The 12,230-nt window shown below is 51.7% G+C and carries 11 protein-coding genes; 3 read left to right on the top strand and 8 right to left on the bottom strand.

The annotated features are described in order from the left end of the window. Positions 1-4: 4 nt before the first annotated feature. The 4 genes from ACH518_RS06155 to ACH518_RS06140 are packed head-to-tail and all read right to left on the bottom strand — an operon-like array spanning position 5 to position 2,806. On the bottom strand, positions 5-556 hold the full coding sequence (locus tag ACH518_RS06155; protein ID WP_140914133.1) for a pilus assembly protein PilP: 552 nt from the start codon (positions 554-556) through the stop codon (positions 5-7). Beyond that, positions 556-1,176 (bottom strand): type IV pilus inner membrane component PilO, encoded by a 621-nt coding sequence (locus ACH518_RS06150; protein ID WP_140914057.1) that lies wholly within the window; start codon positions 1,174-1,176, stop codon positions 556-558. Before ACH518_RS06150 ends, ACH518_RS06155 begins: the two co-directional genes overlap by 1 nt. Further along, entirely contained in the window at positions 1,173-1,745 is a 573-nt protein-coding gene (locus ACH518_RS06145; protein ID WP_445372255.1) for a PilN domain-containing protein, read from the bottom strand. The genes ACH518_RS06150 and ACH518_RS06145 overlap by 4 nt, the downstream gene beginning before the upstream one ends. Further along, positions 1,745-2,806 carry a pilus assembly protein PilM gene (locus ACH518_RS06140; RefSeq protein ID WP_140914059.1) on the bottom strand — a complete coding sequence of 354 codons (1,062 nt, stop codon included), beginning with the start codon at positions 2,804-2,806 and terminating at the stop codon, positions 1,745-1,747. Before ACH518_RS06140 ends, ACH518_RS06145 begins: the two co-directional genes overlap by 1 nt. A gap of 242 nt (positions 2,807-3,048) precedes the next feature. On the opposite strand from ACH518_RS06140, the gene ACH518_RS06135 reads away from it, so the two are divergent. Next, on the top strand, positions 3,049-5,364 hold the full coding sequence (locus ACH518_RS06135; RefSeq protein WP_445372254.1) for a penicillin-binding protein 1A: 2,316 nt from the start codon (positions 3,049-3,051) through the stop codon (positions 5,362-5,364). Positions 5,365-5,424: 60 nt separating this feature from the next. On the opposite strand, the gene rpmE is transcribed toward ACH518_RS06135, so the two are convergent. The 3 genes from rpmE to nhaD all read right to left on the bottom strand — a co-directional run bounded on the left by rpmE (position 5,425) and on the right by nhaD (position 8,415). Continuing rightward, positions 5,425-5,625 (bottom strand): 50S ribosomal protein L31, encoded by a 201-nt coding sequence (gene rpmE, locus ACH518_RS06130; protein WP_140914061.1) that lies wholly within the window; start codon positions 5,623-5,625, stop codon positions 5,425-5,427. 99 nt (positions 5,626-5,724) lie between these two features. Beyond that, a complete protein-coding gene (locus tag ACH518_RS06125) occupies positions 5,725-7,068 on the bottom strand; it encodes an AmpG family muropeptide MFS transporter (protein WP_445372253.1) in 1,344 nt (447 codons plus the stop codon). 39 nt (positions 7,069-7,107) lie between these two features. After that, entirely contained in the window at positions 7,108-8,415 is a 1,308-nt protein-coding gene (gene nhaD / locus ACH518_RS06120; RefSeq protein ID WP_445372973.1) for a sodium:proton antiporter NhaD, read from the bottom strand. A 211-nt stretch (positions 8,416-8,626) separates the two neighbouring features. On the opposite strand from nhaD, the gene ACH518_RS06115 reads away from it, so the two are divergent. Further along, positions 8,627-10,279, top strand: a complete 1,653-nt coding sequence (locus ACH518_RS06115; protein ID WP_445372252.1) for a nitrite/sulfite reductase — start codon at positions 8,627-8,629, stop codon at positions 10,277-10,279. Next, positions 10,266-10,718: a DUF934 domain-containing protein gene (locus tag ACH518_RS06110; protein WP_140914065.1), complete on the top strand. Its 453-nt coding sequence runs from the start codon at positions 10,266-10,268 to the stop codon at positions 10,716-10,718. The genes ACH518_RS06115 and ACH518_RS06110 overlap by 14 nt, the downstream gene beginning before the upstream one ends. 138 nt (positions 10,719-10,856) lie before the next feature. On the opposite strand, the gene ACH518_RS06105 is transcribed toward ACH518_RS06110, so the two are convergent. Further along, entirely contained in the window at positions 10,857-12,221 is a 1,365-nt protein-coding gene (locus tag ACH518_RS06105) for a S41 family peptidase (RefSeq protein WP_140914066.1), read from the bottom strand. Between the last annotated feature and the right edge of the window lie 9 nt (positions 12,222-12,230).

Below are 12,230 nucleotides of genomic sequence, written 5' to 3'. Positions count from 1 at the left end.
TATTTTATAACCCTTTATCATCGGCCATCGCTAACGCGGACTCTTGTTCGCGCCAAGTGCCAGGTTTGTCCGGAACGATCTCCATCAGCTCTATTTTGTCGTCGAGGATACGCAAAATTTTGCCGTAGTTTTGCCCCATATGATTCCCAACTTGAACCCGGTGTATGGTCCCGTCATTCGCTCTGATCAGTCCCCAGAACCCCTTCTCGTTGCGCAACGTTCCCACCATGCGTAAAGTATCCAGCGGATAAGCCTCCAGCTCTTCTTTGCGGCGTTCGGTATCGGGATGAATACCGCTCACCCCGGAAACGTCGACACTGCTGTCGTCATTCGCTCTCTCGATCTGCCGGAACGGATCGCGCAAACCGTCCGGTTTAAAAATAAACGACTCCACCACTTTTATTTCAGGCAAAGGCTCTATCGGCGCCTTGGGCCGAGATTTGACTTCCTGAACATATTTATTCAGATCGCTGACGTCGTCGCCACCGCAACCGCTAAGAACCAACAAGAACGCCAAGCATGCCGGAGTCGAGACGACTCTGCACTCAATCCCCATCACTGTCCTCTCCGTTTTTTCGCCGCCGCACCGGCTTGCCCGGATTCGCTTTCGTTGTAGGTTTTGATGATGGCCGCCATGGTCATCCCGTCTTTACCTTCTTTACCTAGCGGGGTAATTTGCACATCGTGTACCGTAACGATACGCGGCAAGGACGCCAATCCGCTGACAAATAAACCCAGTTCCTCATATTTGCCGACAACCTGAATGTTGATCGGCAATTCCGAATAGAACTCCCGATTAACCTCCGCGCCGGGTTGGAACAACTTGAATTCCAAGCCGCTGGCTAGCCCGGTCTGGGAAATGTCGACCAGCAAACTGGCCACTTCCGCTTTGGTCGGCATCTGCTTCAACATGTCGCCCAGCGACGCCTCGATCTGTTCGAGTTGATCCCGGTAATCCTGCAAATTAATGGCTTTCTTCTGTTTGACTTCGAATGCGCTCTTCAAACTGGCCTCTTGTTTTTCCAACGCCTCCAACTCATCCAACTGCGGGATCGTGACCAAGTACACGCCGGCAGCGGCGGTCAGAAGCGAAAAAATGACAATGACGATAATTTTTAGCGGTGTCGGCCAACTACCCGCAGCATTGACGTCCCAATTGACTTCCGACAAATTCATTTTGCGGCCCCTCCTGGAACGTTATCGGCTTTCTTTCCCTGCTTTGCCGTCAACGTAAAGTCGTTCATGGTTCCGCTTTTCTTACCCTCGCCCCGAATCACTGTGAGTACGGCGCCGTTCAGCCACAAAGAATTGTCTATTGCCCGCATATAAGCCGACACCCTGGCATTGGATTCCGCCTTACCGTCCAACGTTATCAGAGCCCCCGCTTGAACGAATTTAGTTATATAAACGCCTTCAGGCGTAGTTTTAGAAAGCTCTTCAAACAGATGCACCACTTCCGGACGGCTTTCCTGCAGTTTTTGAATGACTTCGATCTTGGTCAACAATCGGCTTTTCTTGTCTTCGATATCTTTTATTTCCTGAATTCTCTTGTCGAGAATGGAAATCTCGTTTTGGAGCATTGTGTTACGCAAGGTCTGGTATTCCTTCAAACCTTCGATGTATAAATAGACAACCACCAAAATAAATGCGGTGGCCACTATTCCCGCGCCAATACCGGCAACAAATTCCTGTTGCCGCCTTTTCCTGAGCTCCTCGCGCCAAGGCAGTAAATTAATTCTGGCCATTAGTCGAAACTCCTTAACGCCAAGCCGCAAGCAATCATCATCGCCGGCGTATCGTTACTGAGACTTTGCGGCTTTACCCGATTGGACAGCGCCATATTGATAAACGGATTGGCTATGTAAGAAGGTATGCCCAAATCGCGCTCGACTAATTTGTCCAACCCCGCGATAGACGCGCAACCGCCCGCCAGAATCAATGCGTCGACGCCACGGTTGGCGCTTGAAGACACGAAAAATTGGAGCGATCTAGCAATTTGCTGCAACATGGCTTTTTTGAAAGGCTCCAGTACGTCGGCCGCGTAGTTGTCCGGCAAACCGCCATGCTTCTTGGCCAACCCCGCCTCTTCGTAGGAAAGTCCGTAACGGCGTTGAATTTCCTCGGTCAATTGTTTGCCTCCGAAACCCTGTTCACGGGTGTAAACCGTCTTTCCGGCATGCAATATATTCAACGACGTCATCGTCGCGCCGATATCGGCGATCGCGACAGTCATACCGCCAATCCCTTCGGGCAGTTGGTCAATCAACAGCGAAAAAGCATTTTCCATGGCAAATGCCTCGACATCGACCACCACCGTTTTCAAGCCGGCATAAGCCAGTGCTGCAACGCGGTCTTCGATATTTTCCCGCCGGGACGCCGCAAGCAGCACATCCACCATATCCGGGTTGCTTTTCGTTACCCCTTGCACCTCGAAATCCAAATTCACCTCGTCAAGCGAATAAGGAATGTACTGGTCCGCTTCGACCATGATCTGTTCTTCCATCTCGGCATCGGTCAGCGAAGCCGGCATCGATATGATCTTCGTCATTACCGACGAGCCGGCAACAGCGACACTGGCATGCTTGGCCTTGGTAGCCGATTGCTTGACCGCTGCCTTGATCGCTCCGCCAATTTGCTCGACATTAGTGATATTCTTATCAACGATGGCGTCCTGGGGTAGCGGCACTACGGCGTAACTCTCGACTTTATATCGCGCACCTGCCCGACTTAGCTCCAACAACTTGACCGCCGCCGTACTGATATCCACTCCCAATACAGCCGACGGATTCCTGCTGAACCAGCTCATGAACAAACCCTTTTTGAATCATAAAAGACTAAACTTAGCTCGCACAGCGCAACCGAGGCCCGCAGAAGCTCTACGGTCGAAGTATAGATGGTTTTTTTATTTTCATCCTGTTAGATGAACCACTTTATAAGTAACTTTAGCTTATCGACCCCATGTACAGGAATTTCCTGAACCGATTCTTGTAAATCTTTTAACGCATTCGTACTGCTGTGCCGATTAAAAAAGCTCCAAAATCAGGCTCTTTGCTGAAGTCGCTGATCAAGTGGCTGGCGTTGTGCGTTTTAGCGTTTTGCACCACTTTTGCTGTAGCGAGTTATTTTTTCTTTGCCGAACTCGACAAAGAACTGCCGGATATCGAGCAGTTACAAAACGTGCAATACCAAATGCCTTTCAGCATTTACAGCCAAGATCGCTTGTTGATTGGCCAATTCGGCGAAAAGCATCGAATGCCAGTGAGCATCGACCAAGTCCCCCCGCAACAAATTAACGCCTTTATCGCGGCAGAGGACGACCGGTTTTTTACCCATATCGGTATCGACCCCACCGGCCTGGCCAGAGCGGCTACTCAGCTCGTATTGACAGGCAAAAAACGCCAGGGCGGTAGTACCATCACAATGCAAGTCGCGCGTAACTTTTTGCTAAGCAACGAAAAAACCTATTTGCGCAAATTGAAGGAAATCCTCCTGGCCTTAAAAATCGAGCGCCGCTATTCGAAGGATCAGATTCTCGAGCTTTATCTGAATAAAATTTACATGGGGCAACGGGCCTACGGTTTAGCCGCGTCCGCACAAACCTATTACGGCAAGAACCTCTCCGAATTGAGCCTGCCGCAGCAAGCCATGATCGCCGGCCTACCCAAGGCTCCGTCCATCTACAATCCGATCACCAATCCCGAGCGCGCGCTGCAACGGCGCAATTACGTTTTACGGCGCATGTTGGAGTTAAAATATATCGACGAAAACACCTACCGCTCGGCGCTGAACACTGCGGACGACGCCGCATTGCAGCCGGTCAATATCGAATTCCAAGCACCTTACGTAGCCGAAATGGCCCGCCAAGAAATCATGGCGCAATTCGGCGATGCCGCCTACACACTGGGCCTTAAGGTATACACCACGGTGCCGAGCGAGTTTCAACGCGCTGCCGATCGCGCCCTTCAGGAAGCCGTACACGAATACGACGAACGCCACGGATATCGTGGCCCATTGACCAAAAACGCCTCCGGAAACGGCGCTATCTTGACCGATACCGTTATCGGCGACTGCCGCCAAGCACAAATTGTTGGACTTACCGAGTCAGGCATCACCGCGACAATTCACGGCGGCGACAGGATTCAAATCGACCGCAGCAACATCGAGTGGATCAAGCGCAGCGGCGCTAACCGAACGAGCCTACATAGCGGAGATTTGATTTGGGTCAGACGACTCAATAGCGGCGATTGGGCATTGACCCAAGTACCGGAAGTAGAGGGGGCTTTAACTGCGCTTAACCCAAACAATGGCGCCATATTGGCGCTCTCGGGCGGCTTCGATTTCTACCACAGCAAATACAACCGCGCCACGCAATCTAAGCGACAGCCTGGCTCCGGATTTAAACCTATTATCTACACCGCGGCTTTTGAGAAAGGCTTTACGCCGGCCAGCATTATTAATGATGCACCGATTGTGATCGAAGATCCTTCGCAAGAAAACGACTGGCGACCGGAAAACTATAACCGGCGCTATTTGGGGCCGACACCGCTACGGGTAGCGCTCCGTGAATCGATAAACCTGGTGTCGATCCGGTTATTGCAGGAAATCGGCGTTACGCAAGCCATAGACACGGCAAGACGTTTCGGCTTCGACAAAGAACAATTGCCGACCACGCTATCGCTCGCCCTGGGGAGCGGCTATGCATCGCCCTTAAGGATGGCCACCGCCTACGCCGTGTTTGCCAACGGCGGCTTTCTGGTAACGCCTTATTTGATTGAGCGAATCGAAAACAATGACGGCGCTGTGTTATTTCAAGCCCAACCGCCAATCGCGTGTGCCGATTGCAACGAACTGAACCCACCTCAAGAAACATCAGCGCCACGTGCGATTTCAGCAAAGACCAATTTCTTGATTAACAGCTTGCTACGCGATGTCGTGCAACGCGGCACAGCGACCCAAGCCAAACAACTGGGCAGAAACGACCTCGCCGGAAAAACCGGCACCACCAACGAACAGCGGGACGCCTGGTTTAATGGTTTCGCCACGGGAATCGTCGCATCGACCTGGATCGGATATGACGACTCCCTACCATTAGGCCACGGCGAAACCGGCGGCAAAGTTGCATTGCCAATGTGGATTAAATTCATCAAAGCAGTACAACACCATTTTCCGGAAAAACCGGAAACTCCGCCCGCCGGAATTGTGCAAGCCTATATCAACCCGCGCGACGGACTTTTGCTAGAGCCAAACGAAAAAGGCGGGATTTGGGAATATTTCGCAGAAGAAACCGCACCGAAAACCATGTCGGCGCCGATTCAACCGGAAGAAAGCTTCGAAGAGGAATTTAACGAAGAAAGCTTGTTTTGACGCTGGCCGACACTCAAAGCCGCCAAAGGCTTGGCGGCCGAGCGCAGGCCGGAAAGACGTTTATTTTCCGAATTTTTTGCGGAATTTATCCACGCGACCTGAAGTGTCGACCACGCGTTGCTTACCGGTAAAAAACGGGTGGCATGAAGAGCATACCTCAATGTGCAAATCGGAAGCCAAAACGGAACCGGTTTGGAAAGTATTGCCGCAACCGCATGTCACGGTTATTTGTTTATATTGTGGATGAATTTCTGGTTTCATAGCGCTCACATACCCTTTTCGGGAGACATACTTGATAGAGAACTGCTTATGATACGATTTAGCAACCAGAACCGCAAGCCAAAGCAGTATTCAGATGAATTAATTTCGCCGGCCAAACGACGCGGAGCGCGCCAACATGATCGCCAGGACGATTGCCGGTACGCCGATAACGGTGGAATACATGAAAAAAACGGCATAACCGAACTGCGCGACCAAGTCGCCAGAAACACCCCCAATCAACTTCGCCGGCAATGTCATCAACGAACTAAACAGCGCATACTGCGTTGCAGTGTAAGCCGAATTCGTCAAACTGGACAAATACGCAATAAAAGCGGCCGAAGCGATGCCGCCGCTCAAATTGTCCGCACTGATCACGCCTGCCAACAGCATGATATCGGGCTGCACCAAAGCCAAAGCTGCAAACAGCAAATTAGTCGCCGCAACAATCACAGCCCCGAATAATAATGGCCGCATAATACCGAAGCGAACCACCAACACCCCGCCTATCGACGTACCCACAATCGTCATGAAAAAACCGAATACCTTGGTGACGTCAGCGATATCTTTTTTGCTGAACCCCAATTCCAAATAGAACGGATTCGCCATGACCCCCATCGCAATATCGCTCATTTTATAGACAGCGATCAGCAGCAAAATCCGCGCGCCATTTTTGCCGTTGCGCTGGAAAAACTCGACAAACGGACTGACAACCGCATCGGAAAACCAACGTAGCAAACTAGCCGACAAGCTACGTACCCCTGACACCCCAAGCGCAACTTCCACACTTTGCTCGAGCCGCTCCACCCGATCGTCAACCAGCCGGGCCGGTTCGCGCGCCAGCAACGTCGCAACCATGCCCACCGACATCGTCAACGCCATCCCCTGATATGCCGCAGACCAACTCTGATATTCCGCAATGTAGAGCACCCCAGCCCCAGCGAGCAATAGCGACAGACGGTAACCAAATACGTACATCGCCGCCATCGCCCCCTGAATCTCCGGAGCTACAATCTCAATCCGATAGGCGTCGATTGCAACGTCCTGAGTAGCGGAGCAGAATGCCACCCAAATCGCCAACCAAGCCATTTTCGCCAGCTCCTGATGAACATCCAAGCCGCCCATCCCAAACAAACCCAACGCTATGCCGATTTGAGCGCCGAATATCCACCCCCGCCGCTTACCCAACCACCGGCAAAACAACGGTAACGGCAATCGGTCGACCACAGGCGCCCACAACACCTTTACCGAATATGCAACACCAACCAAACTGAAATAGCCGATTACGGCCAGAGAAACATCGGCGTCAGCCAGCCAGGCCGACAAAGTAGAGGACGTCAAAGAGAACGGAAGGCCGGCCGAAAAGCCCAGCCAAATCATACCCAGCACGCGCGGCTGGGTATAGATAGAGAAAGCGCTGCGCCAACTGCTTACAGTTTCCGCCATACGCTTTCTCTAACAACGCACTTTAGGTAGGACCTAAAATCAACCGTTGATCAAATAATGCGTCACGATACTGGCCGCATAACCGGCCGCGATAACCGGCGTCCATTTCAAGTGACTAAAGAACGTATATTTGTGATTGGATTGCCCCATCAACGCCACACCCGCGGCCGAACCGACCGAGAACAAAGATCCGCCGACGCCGGCGGTCAAGGTGACTAGCAACCATTGGTACAAATCCATATCCAGATTCATGTTCAACACTGCAAACATTACCGGGATGTTATCGACTACCGCGGAAATGATACCGACCAGAATGTTAGCCGTTGTTTGCCCCAAACCGTCATACATGGCCGCAGACAGCAATTCCAGATAACCGATATAACCCAGACCGCCGACAGCAAATACCACGCCGAAAAAGAACAACAAGGTATCCCATTCCGCTTCTTTGACCCGATCGAACACATCGACTCGAGAACCGTCTTCCGCCGGGAAGCGCACTTTCAAGTAATAGCTAAACAACATCAAAATCGATAAGCCGGCCATCATTCCCATGAACGGCGGCAAGTGCAAAAACTGCTTAAAACTGACCGCCAAGCCAATGGTTACAGCGAACAAACCGCAGACCACCCAGCCACCTGGCTTCAATTCTACCGCCGCTTCGTTGGTGGCTTGCGGCTGACCGTCTGGAACCGCCTGAGACATGAAAAATGCAGGCACGACAAAGTTGACTACCGACGGGATAAACAATTTAAAGAAATCAAAGAATTCGGCATACCCGGCTTGCCACACCATCAGCGTCGTGATATCGCCGAAGGGGCAAAACGCACCGCCGGCATTTGCCGCGATAACCAGATTGACGAAACCGACAGAAACAAACTTTTCGTTATCCGCACCCACCGCCATCACCACAGCGCCGACCAATAAAGCCGAAGTCAGGTTGTCAGCAACGGAAGACAAGAAAAAGGTGATGACGCCCGTGATCCAAAACAACTGCTTGTAACCGAATTGTTTCCGAATCAACCAGGAGCGCAACGCCTCGAACACATTACGTTCCGCCATGGTGTTGATATAAGTCATCGCCACCAGCAAAAACAGCATCAGCTCAGCATATTCTTTCAAATCGTGCTCGAAAGCTTTATGCAGCTCCTCGCCCGAAACTCCGGCCTCGCTAGCCAGAACGGCCACATGCGCCCAAATCACTGCCGCGGCAAAAATCACCGGCTTGGACTTGCGCAGATGAGTGAACTCTTCGGCCATGACAAAGCCGTAAGCCACCAAAAAGATTAGAACGGTGTATATCCCCCGCTCGGTTCCGGTCAGACCGAGGTTGTGAAACTCTTCGGCCATGGCCATTTGCGGCACAAACAACAGCCCGGCCAAAATCAACAATAAGCGCAACAAGGTAGCCCCCTTTATCCTCTATGTTTTAGTCGTTATTAAAAGCAAAAAAACTAACCGGGCATGTTATCACCATACAATATTCTTTGTCATTTAATCCCGGCCGTTATATTATTCAGATACCTAGCAAAATAGTCAGTAAACCACGCATCATCGCTAAATGTATCAATATAACCAGAAAGATCAAACACTTATTGAAGAACGCGTTAGAGAGTTTCGCGACCAGACCCAACGCTTTCTGAACGGGGACCTGGAAGCCGACCAATTCAGAGCACTACGTCTGATGAACGGCCTCTACGTGCAAACCCATGCACCGATGCTGAGGGTCGCAGTCCCTTACGGCCTACTTTCCTCGAAACAATTGCGCAAGCTGGCATCGGTGGCCCGCGATTACGACCGCGGATACTGCCACTTCACAACCCGGCAGAACGTTCAATATAACTGGCCAGCTTTGGAACGGGTCCCAGACCTGCTCGCCGAATTGGCAACAGTGCAGATGCACGCCATTCAAACCAGCGGCAATTGCCTACGAAACACCACATCGGACCATTTGGCCGGCATTTGCAAAGACGAAATCGAAGACCCGCGGCCGTACTGCGAAATTATCAGACAGTGGACCACTTTGCACCCCGAATTTGCTTTCCTACCACGCAAGTTCAAAATCGCGGTCAGCGGCGCAACTCATGATCGAGCAGCAGTCCAATTGCATGATATCGGTGTCTACTTGGTCAAAAACAGCGCAGGTGTAACCGGATTTCAAATTTTGGTAGGCGGCGGCCTGGGCCGAACCCCGATCATTGGCCAAACCATTCGCCCTTATCTGGAAAAGCAGCACCTGCTGTCCTATCTGGAGGCGATTTTACGGATATATAATCTGTTCGGCCGCCGTGATAACAAGTACAAAGCCAGGATCAAGATTCTGGTTAAGGAAACCGGCCTGGAAAAATTCAAGGCCATGGTCGAGCAGGAGTGGGAACGCATCCGCGACAGCATGTTACTGAGCGAGGAACGAATCGCCGAACTTAAAGCCCACTTCGCCCCGCCCGCTTACGAAACCATCGCAAGCCCCGACCCGAATTTTGCCAACACCCTTGCCGTTAACAGCGACTTCGCCAAATGGGCTAAATACAACACAGTCGAACACAAAATCGACGGCTACCAAGGCGTTTACATCTCTTTGAAAGCCCCCGAATCCCCGCCAGGCGACATTACCGCCGAACAACTGGAGGCCGTGGCCGATTTGGCTGACCAATATAGCTTCGGCGAAGTCCGAAGTAGCCATCGGCAAAACCTCGTGCTCGCCGACGTCAAACAAAGCGACTTATTTGCGCTCTGGCAAAAACTCGACGCACTCAAGCTGGCGACACCCAATATCGGCACAGTAACCGACATTATTTGCTGCCCCGGCCTGGACTTTTGTTCCCTGGCCAACGCCAGCTCGATCAGCGTTGCCAAAGAACTGAATTCCAAACTCGACGACATTGATTACATTCACGACATCGGCGACATCAAAATCAACATGTCAGGCTGCATGAACGGTTGCGCACACCAAAGCGTCGGCCATATCGGCATCCTCGGTGTCGACAAGCACGGCGAAGAGTGGTACCAAATCACACTCGGCGGCTCATCCGAAAACGAAGCCGCGATTGGCGAACGCCTGGGACCGGCAGTTGCCAAAAGCGATATCACCACGGCCGTTACCGACATCCTCGACGTTTATGTTCAGCAACGCTTAGAAGACGAAGCCTTCTTACAAACCGTAAAGCGCGTCGGCCTGGAGCCGTTTAGGGAAAGAGTTTATGCAAATCATTAAAGACCAACAGTTAATCAACAACACCTGGACTTTTATCGAAGACGCTGCTCCGCTTCCCAGCGGAGACATTACGGTCAGCCTGCAACGCTGGCTCAGCGAGAAAGCCCAGCTCCTTGAACGTAACAGCAAAGTTGGCATCCGGGTAGCTCCCGGCGAACAACTGGACGCTTTGAACTCGGACCTGGATAAAATCGATTTGATCGAACTGAACTTTCCGATCTTCGGCGACGGCCGCTTGTTTTCCGTGGCCCGCTTACTACGCAGCAGGGACGGGTACCAAGGCGAGCTCCGCGCGGTGGGTCAATACCTTCCCGACCAAGTATTCTACTTGTCCAGAGTCGGCATCAACGCCTTTGATTTAAGCAGCCAAAACGACGCAGATTTGGTTTTGGCGGCCATGAATCAATTTTCAGTGCGTTATCAATCGTCGACCAATTGAACTTCGCGCTCAGCTAACAAAAAGCCGCCTGACCTGAAACAAAAAACCCCGACGGGCGAAAGCCACTCGGGGTTTTATTTTGGCCAAAGACGCCGGAATCGCTGCGATTCCGGCGAACGACTTTATCAAACCGAACGCTTAACGACGCATGATGCTAATGCCTTTCAGCAAGTTCAACGCCTCATGCAGAGGGTAATCGCGCATATCAGCCTCGGACAAGTCAGCCCCGTCCCCATCTTTCTCCGGCGCATCTTTGGCGTCATCACCGTCTTCTTCATCAACCTTCTTCTCAGGTTTAGCATTACCGTTGGTCAAATGATGCGTTAAATCCGCTTCTTTGACGGTATCCAGCTTCGCTTTATCCATTGCCGCCAGTTTGACTCTGGCCAACGTCACATCGGGCTCGATACCTTCGGCCTGAATAGACCGACCTGAAGGCGTAAAATAGCGCGCCGTAGTCAACTTGACCGCCGCACCGTTACTGGTCGGCAAAATGGTTTGCACCGAGCCTTTGCCGAACGACTTCTCACCCATGATGATGGCCCGCTTGTGGTCCTGCAATGCGCCGGCCACAATTTCGGATGCCGAAGCCGAACCGCCATTGATCAGCACCACGATAGGCGCACCGTTTATCACATCGCCTGAAGTGGCATTAAAACGCATTTCCGAATTTTTGATCCGTCCCTCGGTATAAACGATCAACCCGGAATCGATAAAGGCATCACTAACATCCACCGCCGCATTTAAAACGCCCCCCGGATTGTTGCGCAAATCCAGAACAATACCCTTCAGCGGGCCTTCGTTCTCCTTTTTCAACTCATCGATTGCATCCAATAAACCTTGACCAGTGCCGGACTGAAAACTACTGATCCGCAAATACCCGTAATTCTTTTCCAAAATCCTGTTCTTGACGCTTTTGACTTTGATAATGTCGCGAGTCAACGCGAACTTCAGCGGCGCCTCTTCCCCTTCGCGAATCACTGTCAGCACAATCTCGCTGCCTGGCTCGCCGCGCATGATTTTCACCGCATCGGCCAGCGTCATACCTTTCACCGGCTTATCGTCGAGACGAACGATCAAGTCTCCAGCTTTAATTCCGGCCCGTTGCGCCGGCGTATCGTCTATAGGAGAAACCACTTTAACAAACCCGTTTTCCATGCCGACTTCTATACCCAAACCACCGAATTGACCCGTGGTGCCTTCTTGCAGCTCCTTATACTCTTCGCTGGCAAGATACGCCGAATGCGGGTCCAAACCGGACAGCATGCCCCGAATCGCATCTTCCAAAAGTTTCTTGTCGGAAACGGGTTCTACATAATCCTGTTTGATGCGACCGAAAATCTCGGTGAAGGTCCGCAGCTCGTCAAACGGCAAGGCCTGCAGCTCATCGCTTTTCACCGAAGCCGGCGACTCTTTTTCGGCAAAGACGCTACCGCACAAACTAAGCGCCACGCCCAAAATAAATCCGACCAGCAAGATTAATATGTTTCTGTTTTTTAACATTTGAATTCG

It is taken from the genome of Methylomonas sp. HW2-6, assembly GCF_052474525.1.
This window is presented reverse-complemented; position numbering and strand designations above follow the sequence as displayed.